The organism is Lysobacter sp. Root604 (assembly GCF_001427505.1).
GTDB lineage: Bacteria > Pseudomonadota > Gammaproteobacteria > Xanthomonadales > Xanthomonadaceae > Lysobacter.
Map to the genome: position 1 here is coordinate 83,128 of NZ_LMGS01000012.1, position 16,715 is coordinate 99,842.

17 protein-coding genes are annotated in these 16,715 nt (G+C 69.5%); 5 read left to right on the forward strand and 12 right to left on the reverse strand.

Going from position 1 to position 16,715, the window contains the following annotated elements; genetic code table 11:
• Positions 1-97: 97 nt before the first annotated feature.
• From ASD69_RS18985 to ASD69_RS19015, 7 genes are all read right to left on the reverse strand, one after another.
• Complete coding sequence (locus ASD69_RS18985; RefSeq protein WP_082576656.1) at positions 98-1,123, reverse strand: isoaspartyl peptidase/L-asparaginase; 1,026 nt, start codon at positions 1,121-1,123, stop codon at positions 98-100.
• Between the two features lie 42 nt (positions 1,124-1,165).
• On the reverse strand, positions 1,166-2,368 hold the full coding sequence (locus ASD69_RS18990; protein WP_056182217.1) for a hypothetical protein: 1,203 nt from the start codon (positions 2,366-2,368) through the stop codon (positions 1,166-1,168).
• A gap of 104 nt (positions 2,369-2,472) precedes the next feature.
• The gene (locus ASD69_RS18995; RefSeq protein ID WP_056182220.1) at positions 2,473-3,708 is read right to left on the reverse strand and encodes an ABC transporter permease; all 1,236 of its coding nucleotides are present in this window, start codon (positions 3,706-3,708) and stop codon (positions 2,473-2,475) included.
• Positions 3,705-4,418: an ABC transporter ATP-binding protein gene (locus tag ASD69_RS19000; RefSeq protein WP_157489571.1), complete on the reverse strand. Its 714-nt coding sequence runs from the start codon at positions 4,416-4,418 to the stop codon at positions 3,705-3,707. Before ASD69_RS19000 ends, ASD69_RS18995 begins: the two co-directional genes overlap by 4 nt.
• A complete protein-coding gene (locus ASD69_RS19005; protein WP_056182223.1) occupies positions 4,415-5,980 on the reverse strand; it encodes an efflux RND transporter periplasmic adaptor subunit in 1,566 nt (521 codons plus the stop codon). Before ASD69_RS19005 ends, ASD69_RS19000 begins: the two co-directional genes overlap by 4 nt.
• 261 nt (positions 5,981-6,241) lie before the next feature.
• Entirely contained in the window at positions 6,242-7,519 is a 1,278-nt protein-coding gene (locus tag ASD69_RS19010; protein ID WP_056182225.1) for a HAMP domain-containing sensor histidine kinase, read from the reverse strand.
• Between the two features lie 10 nt (positions 7,520-7,529).
• Complete coding sequence (locus tag ASD69_RS19015) at positions 7,530-8,240, reverse strand: response regulator transcription factor (protein ID WP_055900565.1); 711 nt, start codon at positions 8,238-8,240, stop codon at positions 7,530-7,532.
• 107 nt (positions 8,241-8,347) lie between these two features.
• Between ASD69_RS19015 and ASD69_RS19020 the strand changes: the two genes are divergently transcribed.
• The 3 genes from ASD69_RS19020 to ASD69_RS19030 all read left to right on the forward strand — a co-directional run bounded on the left by ASD69_RS19020 (position 8,348) and on the right by ASD69_RS19030 (position 11,057).
• Positions 8,348-8,689 (forward strand): DMT family protein, encoded by a 342-nt coding sequence (locus ASD69_RS19020; protein ID WP_157489570.1) that lies wholly within the window; start codon positions 8,348-8,350, stop codon positions 8,687-8,689.
• Positions 8,690-8,981: 292 nt separating this feature from the next.
• Positions 8,982-9,632 carry a hypothetical protein gene (locus tag ASD69_RS19025; RefSeq protein ID WP_056182232.1) on the forward strand — a complete coding sequence of 217 codons (651 nt, stop codon included), beginning with the start codon at positions 8,982-8,984 and terminating at the stop codon, positions 9,630-9,632.
• Between the two features lie 54 nt (positions 9,633-9,686).
• The gene (locus tag ASD69_RS19030) at positions 9,687-11,057 is read left to right on the forward strand and encodes a peptidoglycan-binding protein (protein WP_056182237.1); all 1,371 of its coding nucleotides are present in this window, start codon (positions 9,687-9,689) and stop codon (positions 11,055-11,057) included.
• 124 nt (positions 11,058-11,181) lie between these two features.
• Here ASD69_RS19030 and ASD69_RS19035 read toward each other — a convergent pair whose 3' ends face one another.
• Genes ASD69_RS19035 through nudE form a run of 5 tightly spaced genes read right to left on the reverse strand, consistent with a single transcriptional unit; the run spans position 11,182 to position 14,466 of the window.
• Positions 11,182-11,487 (reverse strand): DUF962 domain-containing protein, encoded by a 306-nt coding sequence (locus tag ASD69_RS19035; RefSeq protein WP_056182239.1) that lies wholly within the window; start codon positions 11,485-11,487, stop codon positions 11,182-11,184.
• Positions 11,488-11,496: 9 nt separating this feature from the next.
• The gene (locus ASD69_RS19040; RefSeq protein ID WP_056182246.1) at positions 11,497-12,204 is read right to left on the reverse strand and encodes a hypothetical protein; all 708 of its coding nucleotides are present in this window, start codon (positions 12,202-12,204) and stop codon (positions 11,497-11,499) included.
• Between the two features lie 39 nt (positions 12,205-12,243).
• Complete coding sequence (gene mazG, locus ASD69_RS19045) at positions 12,244-13,080, reverse strand: nucleoside triphosphate pyrophosphohydrolase (protein WP_082576643.1); 837 nt, start codon at positions 13,078-13,080, stop codon at positions 12,244-12,246.
• The gene (gene cysQ / locus ASD69_RS19050) at positions 13,073-13,906 is read right to left on the reverse strand and encodes a 3'(2'),5'-bisphosphate nucleotidase CysQ (protein ID WP_056182249.1); all 834 of its coding nucleotides are present in this window, start codon (positions 13,904-13,906) and stop codon (positions 13,073-13,075) included. The genes mazG and cysQ overlap by 8 nt, the downstream gene beginning before the upstream one ends.
• Positions 13,903-14,466: an ADP compounds hydrolase NudE gene (gene nudE / locus ASD69_RS19055; RefSeq protein WP_056182253.1), complete on the reverse strand. Its 564-nt coding sequence runs from the start codon at positions 14,464-14,466 to the stop codon at positions 13,903-13,905. Before nudE ends, cysQ begins: the two co-directional genes overlap by 4 nt.
• Before the next feature lie 80 nt (positions 14,467-14,546).
• Between nudE and bioA the strand changes: the two genes are divergently transcribed.
• Both bioA and ASD69_RS19065 read left to right on the forward strand, forming a co-directional pair.
• The gene (gene bioA / locus ASD69_RS19060; RefSeq protein WP_056182568.1) at positions 14,547-15,941 is read left to right on the forward strand and encodes an adenosylmethionine--8-amino-7-oxononanoate transaminase; all 1,395 of its coding nucleotides are present in this window, start codon (positions 14,547-14,549) and stop codon (positions 15,939-15,941) included.
• Complete coding sequence (locus ASD69_RS19065) at positions 15,938-16,675, forward strand: 16S rRNA (uracil(1498)-N(3))-methyltransferase (protein ID WP_056182255.1); 738 nt, start codon at positions 15,938-15,940, stop codon at positions 16,673-16,675. Before bioA ends, ASD69_RS19065 begins: the two co-directional genes overlap by 4 nt.
• Positions 16,676-16,715: the final 40 nt, after the last annotated feature.

Here is a 16,715-nt window from a genome sequence, read left to right on the forward strand (position 1 = left end):
GCGGGCGGATGAGGGCGGCGACTGGGTGGACTTACGCGCCTGCGCCGGCCCCCGCCCCAATCCCTCTCCCGCGTTGCGGGGGAGGGGCTTGCGAACCTCACTCCTCTTCGTGGATCGCCGTCCCCCGGCTCCCGTCCGGCTTCACCCAGCCGCGGAACATGCTGCCGCTGTTGAACGGCATCGCGATATGGCCTTCGCGGTCCAGCGCGATCGCGCCGCCGTCGCCGCCGGCGGCGGGAATGAGCTTGTTGATGACCTCGTCGGCCGCCGCCTGCAGGCTGTCGCCGCGGTAGGCCACGCGCGCGCAGATGTCGTGGGCGGCGTTGTAGCGGATGTAGTACTCGCCCCAGCCGGTGCCGGACACGCCGCAGCGGTCGTCGGCCCAGGTGCCGGCGCCGATCACCGGCGAATCGCCGACGCGGCCGTAGCGCTTGTTGGTCATGCCGCCGGTGCTGGTGGCCGCGGCGATATGGCCCTGGCGATCCAGCGCGACCGCGCCCACCGTGCCGAAGTACTTGCCCGGATCGACGGCCGCGTTGGCCTCGCGCTTGCCCTTCGCCGCTTCCTCGCGCTGCGCCTTCTCCAACTGCTGGCGGCGCTTGGGCGTATCGAAATACGTGTTGGGCACGCGCTCGATCTCGGCCCGGGTATCGGCGAAGGCTTCCGCGCCCGCGCCGGCCAGCATCACGTGCGGGCTGTGTTCCATCACCGCGCGCGCCAGCTTGATCGGGTTCTTGATCGTGGTGACGCCGGCGACCGCGCCGGCGCGGCGGGTGTGGCCTTCCATGATCGAGGCGTCGAGTTCGTGGCCGCCGCGGGCGTTGAACACCGCGCCCTTGCCGGCGTTGAAGATCGGCGAATCCTCCAGCACCACCACCACCGCCGACACCGCGTCCAACGCGCTGCCGCCGCCCTGGAGCACGCCGTAACCGGCGTCCAGGGCGCGATTGAGATCGGCATGCGCGGCCTTGCGGTCGGCCTCGCTCAGCGCGTCGCGTGGCACGAAGCCGGCGCCGCCGTGGATCACCAGCGCGATCGGGCGTTCGCCGCTGGGCGGGGTCTGGGCGAGAGCGGCGGGGCTGGACATGGCGGCAAGGCTCAACAGCAGGATCGGCAGGCGCATGGCGGTCTCCTTCAAGACCGCGAGAATAGCCGCTTGCGGACGCTAAGGCTGCTTAACCGCCGCGATCGCCACGTCGCGCTCCCAATAGCCGCGCAGCTGGTGGCGCTGGCGCGGGCTCAGGCCGTCGGCGCAGGCATCGAACAGCGCCTGAGCGGCGGCGGCATCGCCCAGCGCCCAGGTCTCGCGCGCCGCCTCCAGCAGCGCGCGCCGGCGCACATCCAGATTGCCGAACGGATCGAAGTAGGAGTCCACGCGCGCGGCGTCCTTGACCCCGTTCCAGGCGAAGCGCGCATCGCCGGCTTCGGCGGCGATGGCGCGGTAGCGCGCGATCGCATCCTCGCGCCGGATCCGCGCCTGCAACAGGTCCAGACGCGTGCGCAACAGACGCGTCTGCGCGGTGGCGCCCTGGGCGTCCAACGCATCCAGCACGCGCCCGACGTAGGCGTAATCGACCTGGCCGGACTGCGACTGCAGACCCAGCAGGTTGAAGCTGGCGATCGCGGTGCGGTACTCGGGCCGGTCGTGCGCGGCGATATCGGCTGCGCTGGGGCGCCCGTAGCTGGAGGGCTGGACCAGGCGCAGGCCGGGCTCGTCCTTCAGGATCGCCTCGATATCGTGCTTGTGGAATTCGCCGACCACCACCGCCACGCGGCCGCCGGGATGCGCGCGCGCGGCGGCCAGAATGCGACGCGCCTGCATGTAGGTCCGATACAAATACAGACGGCGCGCCAGATCGTTCTTGGCGCTGGCGGCCGGCGTCGCGGCCCACTGCGTCACCTTCTGCAGATTGGCCGGATCGTCGGCGTGGAAGAAGTCGCGCTGCAGCGTTTGCGCGCCGAAACTGAGGAAGCTGGGGAAACCCTTGAGCAGACGCAGCTCCGGCGGCGCATCCAGGGCCATGCCGAAACCCAGGCGCTGCTCTTCGACCGGCGGCTCCCAATCGATCGGACACAGCTCGATCCCGCTGCGGCGCGCATACGGCACCACCACGTCCTGCACCTCGTAGGTGAACTCGTAGTAGTCGCCGCGCGCGTAGGCGTCCGGCGCGCGCTCGATGCAGATCGCATCGGGCTTCACCCGCGCCAGGAAGGCCTCCAGCAACGCCGGCGGATCGCGCGGCGCGACCAGCTGCGCGGCGTGATCGACGCCGAGGATGGTCACCGTCGTCGGCGCCGCGGCCGTATCCGCGGCCTGGGCCGCGAAGGTCATCGACATCAACAGGGCCAGGGGCCACCACTTGCTCATATCCGCTCCGATCGGGCTGGTCGCACGCACCATGCCAGTCCGCGGCGGCGCCCACCCGTGCCGGTGGTCGTGGTTCGCGTGCGGCGACCGCCGCACGCGAACGCTTACTGCTGGCGCAGCGCCTCGATCGGATCCAGCAGCGAGGCCTTGCGCGCGGGGTAGTAGCCGAAGAACAGGCCGGTGGCGATCGAGAACGCCGCCGCCAGCCCCACCACCTGCGCGTTCAGCGCCACCGGCAGCGAGCCCAACTTGCCGACCAGCAGCGCGCCGACCACGCCGATCGCGATGCCGATCACGCCGCCGATCATCGCGATCACCATCGCCTCGGCCAGGAACTGGCGGCGAATGTCGCGCGGCCCCGCGCCTACCGCCATGCGCAGGCCGATCTCGCGGATGCGCTCGGTTACCGACACCAGCATGATGTTCATGATGCCGATGCCGCCGATGATCAGGCAGATCGTGGCCACCGCGCCCAACAGCTTGGACATCAGGTTGGTGGTGGCGGTGCGCGTGGCCACCACCTCGGCGATGTTGCGCACGGTGAAGTCGTCGTCGGCGCCGGGCTGGATCTTGTGACGCTGGCGCAGCAAGGCCTCGATCTCGCCTTGCGCGTAGGTCACGTCCTCGGCGCGCCCCACCCCGACCGCGATCTGCATCACCGCGCCCGGCGGCAGGCCCATCGCGCCGAGCAGGCGGCGGCGTCCGGTTTCCAGCGGTACCAGCAGGATGTCATCCTGGTCCTGGCCGAAACCGCCCTGGCCCTTGGGCTTGAGCGTGCCGACCACGGTGAACGGCACCCGGCCCAGGCGCAGGGTCTGGCCGATCGCGTCCTCATCGCCGAACAGCTCGCGCCGCACGGTTTCGCCCAGGATCACCGACTTGCCGCCGCCGCTGTAATCGCGCGACTCGAAGCCGTTGCCGGAGGCGATGCTCCAGCCGTTGATGTCGAAGAACTCCGGCTGCACGCCCTGCCACTGCGTGGACCAGTTGTTCTCGGCGTAGACCACCTGGGTGCCGCCGCGCAGGGAGCCGGCGACGAACTGCACCTCCGGAATCTCCTGCCGGATCGCGTCGACGTCGCCCTCGTTCAAGGTGAAGAAACTGGATGCGCTCTGGCGCGCGCCGCCACCACCGCGACCGGCGCCGGAGCCGATGTCCAGCCGGTTCGACCCCAGGCCCGACACCAGTTTGTCGATCTCGGCCTGGGTGCCCTGGCCCACCGACACCATCACGATCACCGCGGCGATGCCGATGATCACGCCCAGCGAGGTCAAGGCGCTGCGCAGCCAGTTGCCGCGCAGGGCGAATACGGCGGTGCGCAGGACTTCGAGGAAGTTCATGCCGCGCCCTCTTGCTGCTCATGCAGCTCGCCATCGCGCATCGCGAACACGCGGTCGCAGTGCGCGGCCACGTCGGGATCGTGGGTGATCAACACCACGGTGTGATCATCGGCCTGCAGGCGCTTGAACAGGGCCAGGATTTCCTCGCCAGTCTTGGTGTCCAACGCGCCGGTGGGTTCGTCGGCCAGCAGGATCGGCGGGCGGTTGATCAACGCGCGCGCGATCGCCACGCGCTGCTGCTGGCCGCCAGACAATTCGCTGGGCCGGTGACTGGCGCGTTCGGCCAGGCCGACCGAGGCCAGAGCTTCGCGCGCGCGCTCCAGACGCTGCTCGCGCGGCACGTTGGCGTAGCCCATCGGCATCGCCACGTTTTCCAGCGCGCTCATGCGCGGCAGCAGATTGAAGCCCTGGAACACGAAGCCGATCTTCTCCAGGCGCAGCGCCGCGCGCTCTTCCGCGTCCAGGGTCGCCACATCCACCCCGTCGCACAGGTATTGGCCGCTGCTGGGCGTGTCCAGGCAGCCGATCAGGTTCATCAGGGTCGACTTGCCCGAGCCCGACGGCCCCATGATCGCGACGAACTCGCCGCGACCGATGCGCAGGTCGACCGCGTGCAACGCGATCACCTCGGCCTCGGTGCCCGGCGAATAAACCTTGCCCAGCGCGCGCGTTTCGATCACCGCGGCGCCGGCGGCGGACGCCTCGCTCATGGTTCCTTGCGCCCGCTGCCGACGATCACCTCATCGCCCTGCTGGATGTTGCCCGACACCTCGGTCCAGCTGCCGTCGCTGGCGCCTACCCGGACCACGACCAGCTCCGGCTTGCCGTTGACCAGCTTGTACAGCGGTGCGCGGCGCGCGTTGAGCAAGGCCGCGACCTCGCTGTCCCAGCGCGCCTGCTGTTCGGGATTCAAACTGCCGCGGAACTCGGCGAACTGCTGGTTGAAGCGCTCCTGCATGCGCTGACGCAGGGCGCCCGCGGCCGCGCCGGCGTTGCCGCCGCCGCGGATCACGATGCCGCCGCCACCGCCGCCGGGGCCGCGGCCGCCGAACAGCGGGCTGCCGCCGCCGTTCGCGGGCGGCGTGGCCTGGCGCGCGGCCGAGCGCTGCTTCATCGCTTCCAGCGCGGCGTCGAAGGTCACCTGCTGCGCCGAACTGAGCTTGAGTTGCTGGGCCACACGCGGAAGATCGTTGGCCATGCCGCCGCGTCCGCCGCCCTGCGCGCCGGGACCGCCGGCGCCGCCCGCGGCTTGCGCGGCCGGGTCGTCCTCGGCCGGCTTGTAGCGCAGCGCGGCGTTGCCGACCCGCAGCACGTCGTCGCGGCGGCTGACTTCGATCTCGGCGTTGGCGGTCATGCCCGGCAGCAGGATCTGTTCGGCGTTGTCCACCGACACCACCACCGGGTAGGTGATCACGTTGCTGGTGTTGGTCGCCGACAGGCGCACCTGCTGGACCTTGCCGCGGAACTGGCGATCGGGAAAGGAATCGACGGTGAAGCTCACGCCCTGGCCGGGCTTGACCTGGCCGATGTCGGCCTCGTCGATGGCCAGCACGATTTCCATCTTCGACAGGTCCTCGGCGATCTGGAACAGCACCGGCGACTGCAGGCTGGCGGCCACGGTCTGGCCGGGCTCGACGGTGCGGGTCAGGACCACGCCGTCCACGGGCGCGCGGATCACGGTGCGCTCCAGGTTGAGGCGCGAGGTCTGGGTGGAGGCGATCTGCTGGTTGATCTGCGCTTCCGCCGCGGAGACCTGGGCGCGCGCCTGGTCGCGCGCGGCGCGCGCGAGGTCGGCGTCGCTGCGCGCGACCAATTGGCGTTCGACCAGGGCCGATTTGCGCTGGAAATCCAGTTCGGCGTTGCGCAAGGTGGCCTGCGCGGTGGCCAGGCTGGCGCGCGCGCTGGTGACCTGGGCCGAGCCCTGGGCGATCTGCGCCTGGTAGGTGCTGGGATCGATCTTGGCGATCACCTGGCCCTTGTGCACGCGGTCGTTGAAGTCCACCAGCACGTCGGTGACCTGGCCCGAGATCTGGCTGCCGACGTCGACGGTCGAGATCGCCGCGAGCGCGCCGGTGGCCGAAATCGCGACCCGGATGTCGCCGCGCTCGGCCTTGGCGGTGCGATAGGCCGAGGCTTCCGCCTGCTCGTTGCGCTGCGTGTAGTAGTAATAACCGCCGCCGGCCAGGGCCAGCAGCACCGCGGCGACGACGGCGCGGCGGATCCAGGGCGAGGGTTTGCGAACGGGCGACTGCGTCTTGCGGGCTGCGCTCATGAGGTTCTGATTGAGAGGTATGGAGCCGGCAACGCGCGCGGCCGCTTTCGGTTGACAGGCCGGGGGGCGGTTTCGTTCCCGGGCGGGGCCGCTGCACGGCGGACTCAGCTTAGCGGGCCTGAGCCTACTTTGGATGCCGGCGGGCCCCGAAGCGTCGCGGGAAGGGGCAGCTAGTAACGGGTTGGACCAGGAACGAGCAACGGGTAGGGGCGGTGGGCCACGCCGTCACTCGTTACTCGTTACTGCCCACTCGTTACTGCCTCAATGGCTGAAACGGATCACCGCCAGCGTGCCCTGCCCCGGCACGCTGCTCAGCTGCACCGGCCAGCCGAAGCGTTCGCCCAGGCGGCGCACGATCGACAGCCCCATGCCCTTGCCGTCCACGCCGGAGAAATCGGCGCGGTAGAACGGGTCGAAGGCGCGGTTGAGGGTTTCGGCGGACATGCCGATGCCGGTATCGCGGATTTCGATGCGGTCGCGCGCCAGATGCACGTCGATGCGGCCGGCGTCGGTGAAGCGCACCGCGTTGCTGAGCAGGTTGCCGACCATCACGCTGAGCACGTGCGGCGGCGCCAGCAGGCGCGGCCCGCCGTCGTCGACCACGTTGAGCTCGACGTCCTTGCCGGTCAGCATCGGCCGCACCCGCTCGACCTCGTGATCGACGATCTCGCGGACCGGGAACTCCTCGCTCTGCGGCGCGATCTCGGCCTCGCGCGCGAGGATCAGGAAGGCGTCGATCACCGCCTCCATGTCGCGCCCGGCGCGCTGCACGCGCGCCAGCGAACGCTGCGCGCGCACCGGGGTTTCCGGGTCGGCCAGCATCAGGTCGGTGGCCACCCGGATCACGGTCAGCGGCGTGCGCAGTTCGTGGCTGGCGTCGCGGGTGAAGTCGCGCTCGCGCTGGACGAATTCGCCGACGCGCTGGGCCAGTCCGCGCAAGGCGCTGGAAAGCTGGCGCACCTCGGTGCCGATCTCGCCGGGCAGGTCCTCCAGCGACGCCGCGACCGCGCGCGGGTCGCGCGGGTCCCAATGCGCGACCGCCGCGGCCAGGCGATTGACCGGCGTGACCAGGCGCTTGGTATTGCGGTAGGTCAGCCAGGAAATGAAGTACATGGTCAGCAGCGACAACAGCAGCGATGCCAGACCGGTGAACAGGATCGCCTCGTCGATCAGCTCCGACGAGTACAGCAGGTAGAACGCGCCCTCGGCGCGGCGATCGACCAGCATCACCCGGTCGTCGCCGGGCAGCTCGTTGAGGCCCTGTCGGCTGGTGCCGCGCGCGACCGCCGGCAGCCCGTCGTTGCTGGCGCCGGCGGGAATGAAATAGCCGACCGTGGTCGACGTGATCGGCAACGGGTGCTGCGGATCGCGCGCATGCCCGGCCCAGAACGCATCGGCCTCGCGCTGCATGCGCTGTTCCAGCACCAGGTTGCGCACCGCCAATCCCGCCAGGCCTATGCCCAGCGTGATGACGATGCTGCCGATCAAAGCTTGCGCGATGAAGGCAAGCTTGATCTTGCGCGGCAACCCCTGCGGCATGGCGGCAGGCTCAATCCGGCGGCTGCGAGATGTCCGCGACGCGGTAGCCGGCGCTCTGCACGGTGTGCAGCAGCTGCTTGCCGAACGGCTTGTCGATGGTCTTGCGCAGGTTGTAGAGATGGCTGCGCAGGGTGTCGGAGTCCGGCAGGCCGTTGCCCCAGATCTCGCGCTCGATTTCCTGGCGGCTCACCACGCGCGGCGATTCGCGCATCAGAATGGTCAACAGGCGCAGCCCGATCGGCGACAACTGCAGTTCGCTGCCGCCGCGGGTCACCCGCAGGCTGGCCGGGTCCAGCACCAGATCGGCGACCTTGAGCACCTCGCCGCCGACCTGGCGGCGCTCGCGACGGATCAGGGCGCGCAGGCGCGCTTCGAGTTCCTGGATCGCGAAGGGCTTGGTCAGGTAGTCGTCGGCGCCGGCGCTGAGGCCGGTCAGCTTTTCGTCCAGGGTGTCGCGCGCGGTCAGCATCAGCACCGGCGTCGACTTGCGCGCTTCCTCGCGCAGGCGCTTGCACACCTCGATGCCGTCCAGACGCGGCAGCATCAGGTCCAGCACGACCACGTCGTAGCTGTTCTCGGCCGCCAGACGGTAACCGTCCAGGCCGTCGGCGGCGTAGTCGACCTCGAAACCACGCCCTTCCAGGTATTCGCCCACCATCTCGGAGATGTTGCGATTGTCCTCCACGATCAGGACCAAGCCCCCGTCTCTAGTGCCCTGCATGCAGCTCTCCAGTTTCCTTCAGTTTTGTGAAGACTGCCGGGGTCGGGGTGGACGCCCCGTGAAGGACCAGCGTTAAGCTGCCCACTTTCCCTTGCGAACCGCCCCCTATGCTCGCCGACCGCCTGTACCCGATCCTGCTGCTGCTGGGCTCCAACCTGTTCATGACCTTCGCCTGGTACGGCCATCTGAAGTACAAGTCGGCGCCGCTGACCGCCGCCATCCTGGTCAGCTGGGGCATCGCCTTCTTCGAGTACTGCCTGATGGTGCCGGCCAACCGCATCGGCAGCGCGGTCTACTCGGCGCCGCAGCTCAAGGGCATGCAGGAGGTCATCACCCTGCTGGTGTTCGCCGGCTTCTCGGCCTGGTACCTGGAGCAACCGCTGAAGTGGAACCACTGGGCCGGTTTCGGCCTGATCGTGGTCGCGGCCTGGCTGATCTTTCTGGACTGAGCCTCCGGGAACGATCCGCCCCCGACCGATCCGGCACAGCGTCGGCCGGGGCCAGGCGCGCAAACAGACCCCGCGTCGTCGCTCTCGGTCGCATCACGACATTCTCTAGCGGTTGCTCCACAGAAGTGACGTATTCAATGATGACATTGCGTGTAGTCCGCACGAAAGTCCACGATTCGTGAAGACGCATGCGCGTTGCCGTTAGGTAGAGTGCGGCGACGCCGGTTCGCGATCGCGAGCCTGAGGGCCGCTACTCTCCCAAGCGAATCGCCAGAACACCGCAAGGATCGCCATGGCTCGACGCACGCCTCCCCCTGCATTCGACACGCTGCGCTGGCACGGCGCGGTGCGTTACGTTGCGGTCTTCGCGACATTATGGCTGACCACCGCTTGCGCCTCGCCAGGCGCGACCGCTGCCAGCCCGGCGCGCACGACCCCGAATACGGATGAACTGTCGGCGTTCGTTCCCGCCGGCGCGAATTTGCTGGCGAGCGCCCGCGGCGATTTGGATGGCGACGGCGACGAAGATGCGCTGTTGGCGATCGATCCGGGCGGCAGCGGCGACGCCGCCTTCGCGCCGCGCGCCTTGCTGCTGTTGCGGCGCGATGCCGGCGGCATCTTACGTCTCGCGGTGGACAGCCCCAACGCCATTCTCTGCCGCAATTGCGGCGGCATGAGCGGCGACCCGCTGCAGGGCATCCGCACCGGCAAGGGCGAATTCACGCTGCGCTTCGAAGGCGGCTCGCGCGAGTTGTGGTCCAGCGAATACCGGTTCGCCTTTAACGGGCGAGACGACGCGTGGCATTTGGCCGGCATCGTCTTCCGTGGCTTCGATCGGGCCGACGGCAAACAAGCCGAGCGCCGACAGACCGACGCCGAATTCGGCGCCGTGGCGCTGGCCACCTTCGACCCCAAGAAGTTCCCGGCCGACGCGCTGCCCTGAGCCCGCCCCCGCGCATCGCCGTACTCGATACCAGGCTGGAACAAGGACGACACCATGCCCACCGAAAACGAAATCGAAATGCTGCGCGCGGCCCGCGCCGCCGGCATCACCACTCGCGAGGAAATGGCCAACTTCATGGGCCAGCTGGGGCACGAATCCGGCGGGTTCACGCGCCTGGAGGAAGGCTTCCGCTACACCCAGGGCATCCAGCAGATTCCGGTCGATTACGCGCATCGCGAAGGCGACGCCGCCTTGGAAGCCGCGCGACGCCAGGCCTTGAACGGCCAGCCGGAAGAACTTGCGCGACTCATGTACGGCGGCCGCATGGGCAACGACGACGTCGGCGATGGCTATCTCTATCGCGGTCGCGGCTACACCCAGCTCACGGGCCAGAACAATTACCGCGACGCGGGCGCGGCGTTGGGCCTAGATCTGATCAACCAACCCGACCTCGCCGCCGACCGCGATAACGCCCAACGTATCGCGCTGTGGTACTGGCAGGAACGCGTACCCGCGGCGCAGCGCGACGACGTATCGGGAGCCACGCAGGCCATCAATAACGGCGAGAACGGTCTGGCCGACCGCCTCAATCGTTACGACGCCTGGCATGCGGTGTTGACCCCGGAGTTCATCGCCGAGCTCGACGCCGGCCGCGTCCAGGCGGGAGCAGGGGTAGAACCGGCAACCCGCCGGCCGGCAATGGAAGACGGCGCCCTGCGCCGCTTGGAGACGGGCCCCGAAGTGGGGCAGCTGCGCGACAACCTGCGCACGCTCGACATCCGCGATGAGAACGACCGCAGGATCGGTGCCGGCACCACGTTCGACCGTTCCACCGAACAGGCGGTAAGGCAGTTCCAGGAACATAACGGCCTGGCGGTCACCGGACGCGCCGATCCCACCACCTTGCAGGCTATCGATCGCGCCGTGGAACGGCATCGCCAGCAGAACGAGACGCCGGCTCCCGCGCGCAGCGATGCAAGCGAACCCCAGCCGACGACCGGCGGCCGCCAGCGCCAAGGCGCTCTGCTGCTCGACGACCCGCTCCACCCCAATCACGGCATGTATGCGCGCCTGCTGAGCACCGCCAACGAGCGCGACGCGGCCTTAGGCCTCGCGCTGAATCCGCTGAATCCGCAGCTGTCCGGAGGCCTGACCGTAGACGCGCGCAAGCGCGGCCTGGACGAAATCGGGTTCGCGCAGTTCAGCCCGGACGGCAGCCGCGTCTACATGGCCGACAGCCAGGACCCGTCGGCGCCATGGGGGAGGAAGGCTGTGGGCGACGTGGCCCTGGCCCAGCAACACAGCTTGTCCGAAAGCAGCGAGCAGGTCGCGGAACTCAACCGTGCCCAGGCGCCACAGCCCTCGATGTCCAACCAGACCAGGCAGCAGGACGGCCCGGTCACGCCGGCTCCGCGTCAGGTGTAGCGAACCGTGCTTGCCACCGGGCCCGGAGACATCGCAGGCCGCCGTGGGCGCTGGACCTTCTTGGAAGCTGACGCTATTGAAGGTGGATGTTCTCGGAACCGGACGCTGTCAGAACCGTACCCCGTCAGAACCGGATCTTGCCGGTCAGGATGTCCTTGAACATCACCCAGTCGCCGACCAAGGAATACAGCGGGTGCTTGAAGGTCGCCGGGCGATTCTTCTCGAAGAAGAAATGCCCGACCCAGGCGAAACCGTAGCCGCAGACCAGCGCCGCCAGCAGCAGCCAGGGCCGGCCCTGGATCACGGCCAGCGCCAGCAACACCAGCACCCCGCAGCTGCCGATGAAGTGCAGGCGCCGACTGGTGCGGTTGCTGTGTTCGCTGAGGTAGAAGGGGTAGAACTCGCTGAAGCTCGCGAATCGATTGGCCATGGCTGCCTCCTAGTCCTCGTCTAACGGACGGTCGCTGCCGGCTCCTGAATCGTCTCTGGAACGGGCGGCCTCGTTGAACACGGTGCGCTGTTTGATCTTAATCAGCTCCGACAGCGTGTTGCCGGTCAAGCAGTACGCGCGGTCGCCTTCGATCCTGAAATGCCGGGGCGGATAGATCCGACGATTCTCGGCCGCGCTCAGCTCGGTGTCGACCGGCAGGTAGGCATCCGATCCGAAGGCCATCGGCTTCGCGGCGGCAATACCGTCACGCTGCTCCGCATCGTACTCGTCGGACGGCGCACAAGCCGCCCACGCGCCGTTCCGGGTCAGGAAGACGGGGTAGTACTGGTACTTCGCGTGGTAGTAGCGGTCGTCGGACCGGTTCACAAACAGCAGCACATGGGGATAACGCTCGAAGCGCGGCCGCCCGTAGTGATCGTAGACCGTGAATTCGATGACGTCGCCTGGATCATCGCCTTGCACGACCTGCCGCACCCGATAGCGGGCCTGGAACACGCTATCCAGCATGATCTCGCCCGGCTCCAACGCCGGATGAACCTGCTCGAGCAACAGCTTCTCGCCGACGAAGATCGTCATGTGTTCCATTGTCGGCGCGCGCCCCGTAACCATGACGACGGGGCCGTCTTCTGCCATCGCGATCGAGCAGGTGCCTACCATCAGCACCAGCGAAGCGGTCAGGCGGAGCTCTACTCGCATGCGCTAACCCCGATCATTGCGTCGATCTCGACACCGGATCTACTCGCCCCGCTCCTGTCGCTTGGCACTGGCCCAGTAGGCGTCCTGTGCGTCCAGCGACAGACCCGACAAGGGTGTGCGGTCGCCAGCCGCCAGCCGTTCCATCGCCCGGAACCGCCGTTCGAATTTCAGATTCGCGCGCCGCAGCGCGGCGCCCACGTCGACCTTGCCGTGCCGGGCCAGATTCGCGGCCACGAACAACAGATCGCCGATCTCGTCCTCGAGGCGGTCGCGCGCGGCCGCATCGTCGGGCGCGGCGGCGACGGCGTCGAACTCGGCGCGCACTTCCTCGATTTCCTCGTGCAGCTTGGCGATCACCGGGGTTACGTTGGGCCAGTCGAAGCCGACCGAGGCGGCGCGCTTTTGCAGCTTCACCGCGCGCTGCCATTCCGGCAGGCCGCGCGCGATGCCCGCGAGCGCCGAGGTGTCGGCTTCGCCGGCCGCCTCGCGCTCGCGGCGCTTCTGCTCTTCCCAGGCCACGGTCTGGGCCTCGACGTCCTCGACGCTGGCGTCGGCGAACACGTGCGGGTGGCGGCGTACCATCTTGTCGCTGATCGCGGCGACCACGTCGGCGAACGCGAACGCGCCCTGCTCCTCGGCCATGCGCGCGTGGAAGACCACCTGCAACAACAGGTCGCCGAGTTCGTCCTTCAGCGCCGGCAGGTCTTCGCGGTCGATCGCATCGGCGACTTCGTAGGCCTCTTCGACCGTGTACGGCGCGATGGTGGCGAAGGTCTGCTCGACGTCCCAGGGGCAGCCGCCGTCCGGGTCGCGAAGGCGCGCCATGATCGCGATCAGACCGGCGATGCCGTCCGGCAGCGGCGCGCCCTCAGCCATCCAGGCAGTCCCGCCAGGGCAGCGAAGGATCGCCCAAGGCGATGAAGTCGCCGTTGAGGATGCGCGCGCGTTGGTTGTAGCGGAACGGTCGCCCCTGCGGATCCAGCACCTGCCCGCCCGCGGCTTCGAGCACGCATTGGCCGGCGGCGGTGTCCCATTCGCTGGTCGGGCCGAAGCGCGGATAGATGTCCATGCCGCCCTCGGCGATGCGGCAGAACTTGAGCGAGGAGCCCAGGCCGATCGGCTCGACCTGGCCGCCGGCCAGCGCCGACAGGCGGCTCATGAAGGCTTCGGTGCGCGCGTCGCGGTGCGAACGGCTGGCGGCCACGCGCAGCGGCGGGCTGGCCGGGATGCGCACCTGCAAGGCCTGTTCGCGCTCGCCGTCGCGGCGGAACGCGCGGCCGCCGCGCACGCCGTACCAGAGCGCGCCGCCGACCGGGGCCTGGACCACGCCGAACACCGGTACGCCATCGTCGATCAGGGCCAGGTTGACGGTGAACTCGCCGTTGCGCTTGACGAACTCGCGGGTGCCGTCGAGCGGATCGACCAGCCACAGCCGCCGCCACTGCCGGCGCAGCTCGAACGACACCTCGTGCGCGGATTCCTCCGACAGCACCGGGATATCGGGGGTGAGCCGGGCCAGGCCGTCGACGATGCAATGGTGCGCGGCCAGGTCGGCCGCGGTCAGCGGCGAGGCGTCGGCCTTGTGCTCGACGTCGAAGTCCTGCTCGTAGATCGCCAGGATCGCGGCGGCCGCGTCGCGCGCGATCGCGATCGCGCCTTCGACCAGGGCCTGGTCCACGTAATCGGGGGCGGTATCGGTCATGCGGGGGGATGCTCTACCTGGGTGCGCAGCCATTCGCGCGCGATGAACAAGGCGGCGATGCTGCGGCCCTCGGAAAAGTCCTCGCACAGGATCAGCTCGTGCAGGCGGTCGAGTTTCCAGGGCACGACCTCGAGCTCTTCGGGCTCGTCGCCGGGCAGGCGCTGCGGGTACAGGTCGCGCGCCACCACCAGCTGCGCCTGATGGCTCATGTAGGTCGGCGCCAGCGACAGCGAGCGCAGCAGGGTCAGGGAGTGCGCGCCGTAGCCCGCCTCCTCCTTGAGCTCGCGGTCGGCGGCCTCGATCGCGGTCTCGCCCTCGTCGATCCGGCCCTTGACCAGGCCCAGCTCGTAGCGGTGCACGCCGGCGGCGTACTCGCGCACCAGCAGCACGGTCTCGGCGTCGATCATGGGCACCACCACCACCGCGCCATGGCCGCGCCCGAGCAGGCGCTCGTAGCGGCGGCGTTCGCCGTTGGAAAACTCCAGGTCCAGCCGCTCCAGCTTGTAGGGCCCGGCGTCGTGCTCGGTGACCCCGTGGATGATGGGCAGGCGCCGGCTCACGAACGCACTCCCGCGGTACGTGTACGCGAGGCAAAAGGCGGGATAATGGCGGGATGCAAGATACGAATCAGCATGCCGCGATGCTAGCAGAGGGCGGCGTCTCCGAGGCCGACGCCTGGCGCAAACGCGACCTCGCCGTGCTCTGGCACCCGTGCACCCAGATGCGCGAACACCCCGACACGCTGCCGCTGCTGCCGATCGCCGGCGGCCAGGGGCCGTGGCTGATCGGGCGCGACGGCCGGCGCTACCTGGACGCGATCTCGAGCTGGTGGACCAATCTGTTCGGCCACGCCGAGCCGCGCATCGCCGAGGCCATCGCGACCCAGGCGCGCACGCTGGAGCACGTGATCCTGGCCGGCTGCTCGCACGCGCCGGCGGTGGAACTGGCCGAAGGTCTGCTGCGGATCGCCCCGCGCGAAGCCGGGCGCGCGCCGCTGGCCAAGGTGTTCTACGCCGACAACGGCTCGGCCGGGGTCGAGGTGGCGCTGAAGATGGCCTTCCATTGGTTCCGCAACCGCGGCGAGCCGGGACGCACCAAGTTCATCGCCCTGGACAACGGCTATCACGGCGAGACCCTGGGCGCGCTCGCGGTCGGCGACATTCCGCTGTACCGGCGCGTGTACGCGCCGCTGCTGGCCGAGGCGCTGTTCGCGCCCTCGCCCGACGCCTACCTGTGCGAGCCGGGCGAGACGCCGGCGCAGCGCGCCCAGCACGCGGCCAACGGCCTGCGCGCTCTGCTCGAACGCCATGCCGGCGAAGTCTGCGCGCTGATCCTGGAGCCGCGCGTGCAATGCGCGGGCGGCATGCGCATGCACGACGCCTCCTACCTGCGCCACGTGCGCGCGCTGTGCGACGAGTTCGGCGTGTTCCTGATCGCCGACGAGATCGCGGTCGGGTTCGGCCGCACCGGCACGATGTTCGCGTGCGAACAGGCCGGCATCGCGCCCGACCTGCTGTGCCTGTCCAAGGGCCTGACCGGCGGCGCGCTGCCGCTGGCCGCGGTACTGACCACCCAGGCCATTTACGACGGTTTCCTCGACGATTCGCGCGAGCGCGCCTTCCTGCACTCGCACAGCTACACCGGCAACCCCTTGGCCTGCGCCGCGGCGTTGGCCGCGCAGGCCATCTTCGCCAGCGACGATATCCTGGCGCGCAACCGCGCCACCGCCGCGCGCATGGCCGAGCTGGCCGCGCCGCTGGCCGCGCATGCGCACGTCGCCGACGTGCGCCAGGCCGGCATGATCGTCGCCTTCGAACTCACCCAAGGCGGCGACAAGCGCACGCCGTTCGAGGCCTCGGCCCGGATCGGCCTGCGCGCCTACCGGGCGGCGCTGGAGCGCGGCGTGCTGCTGCGTCCGCTCGGCGACGTGCTGTACTGGATGCCGCCCTACTGCGTCGACGACGAGGCGCTGACGCTGCTCGCGCGTACCACGCGCGAGGCCATCGACCATGCGGTCGCGGAGGCCGGCGTATGAGGCTGACCCGCGTGCACGTCGATCAAGCGCTGCGCGCCGGCGCCGAGATCGCTCTGCCCGAAGGCCCGGCCACCCATCTGGCGCGGGTGCTGCGCCTGGGCGTCGGCGATGCCTGCGTGTTGTTCAACGGCGACGGCCACGACTATTCCGCGCGCATCGTCGCCCTGAGTAAGCGCGAGCTACGCGTCGCGATCGATGCGGCGACGGCGGTGGAGCGCGAATCGCCGTTGCGCCTGGTGCTGCTGCAAGGCATCGCGCGCGGCGAGAAGATGGACCTGATCCTGCAGAAGGCGACCGAACTGGGCGTGGCCGAAGTGCGCCCGCTGTGGTCGCAGCGCAGCGAGGTCAAGCTGGACGAGGCGCGCGCCGAGAAGCGGCTCGCGCATTGGCGCAGCGTGGTGGCCTCGGCCTGCGAGCAGAGCGGCCGCGCGCGCGTGCCCGAAGTCGCCGCGCCCTTGTCGCTGAGCGCGGCGCTGGCGGCGCTGCCTGCCGGCGGCCTGCGCCTGATCCTGGACCCGGAAGGCGAGCTCGCCTTCTCGACCCTGAGCGTGGACGCCGACGCGGCGGTCCACCTGGCGATCGGCCCGGAAGGCGGCTGGTCGCCGCTGGACCGCGAACAACTGCGCGCCGCCGGCTTCCTCGGCCTGCGCCTGGGCCCGCGCATCCTGCGCACCGAAACCGCCGGCCTGGCCGCGATCGCGGCCTTGCAGGCGCGGTTCGGCGATCTGGCTTGAGGATGGCGTGCGAGGCGGCTGGCTGCGCTCGCCGCATCCT

Coding starts and splice junctions, on each gene's coding strand:
- ASD69_RS19035 (WP_056182239.1), bottom strand. CDS start 11,487: ATGGCCAATCGATTCGCGAGCTTCAGCGAGTTCTACCCCTTCTACCTC.
- mazG (WP_082576643.1), bottom strand. CDS start 13,080: ATGGCTGAGGGCGCGCCGCTGCCGGACGGCATCGCCGGTCTGATCGCG.
- ASD69_RS18995 (WP_056182220.1), bottom strand. CDS start 3,708: ATGAACTTCCTCGAAGTCCTGCGCACCGCCGTATTCGCCCTGCGCGGC.
- ASD69_RS19005 (WP_056182223.1), bottom strand. CDS start 5,980: ATGAGCGCAGCCCGCAAGACGCAGTCGCCCGTTCGCAAACCCTCGCCC.
- ASD69_RS19020 (WP_157489570.1), top strand. CDS start 8,348: ATGCTCGCCGACCGCCTGTACCCGATCCTGCTGCTGCTGGGCTCCAAC.
- ASD69_RS19040 (WP_056182246.1), bottom strand. CDS start 12,204: ATGCGAGTAGAGCTCCGCCTGACCGCTTCGCTGGTGCTGATGGTAGGC.
- ASD69_RS19015 (WP_055900565.1), bottom strand. CDS start 8,240: ATGCAGGGCACTAGAGACGGGGGCTTGGTCCTGATCGTGGAGGACAAT.
- ASD69_RS19030 (WP_056182237.1), top strand. CDS start 9,687: ATGCCCACCGAAAACGAAATCGAAATGCTGCGCGCGGCCCGCGCCGCC.
- ASD69_RS19000 (WP_157489571.1), bottom strand. CDS start 4,418: ATGAGCGAGGCGTCCGCCGCCGGCGCCGCGGTGATCGAAACGCGCGCG.
- ASD69_RS19010 (WP_056182225.1), bottom strand. CDS start 7,519: ATGCCGCAGGGGTTGCCGCGCAAGATCAAGCTTGCCTTCATCGCGCAA.
- ASD69_RS18990 (WP_056182217.1), bottom strand. CDS start 2,368: ATGAGCAAGTGGTGGCCCCTGGCCCTGTTGATGTCGATGACCTTCGCG.
- ASD69_RS19025 (WP_056182232.1), top strand. CDS start 8,982: ATGGCTCGACGCACGCCTCCCCCTGCATTCGACACGCTGCGCTGGCAC.
- cysQ (WP_056182249.1), bottom strand. CDS start 13,906: ATGACCGATACCGCCCCCGATTACGTGGACCAGGCCCTGGTCGAAGGC.
- ASD69_RS19065 (WP_056182255.1), top strand. CDS start 15,938: ATGAGGCTGACCCGCGTGCACGTCGATCAAGCGCTGCGCGCCGGCGCC.
- bioA (WP_056182568.1), top strand. CDS start 14,547: ATGCTAGCAGAGGGCGGCGTCTCCGAGGCCGACGCCTGGCGCAAACGC.
- ASD69_RS18985 (WP_082576656.1), bottom strand. CDS start 1,123: ATGCGCCTGCCGATCCTGCTGTTGAGCCTTGCCGCCATGTCCAGCCCC.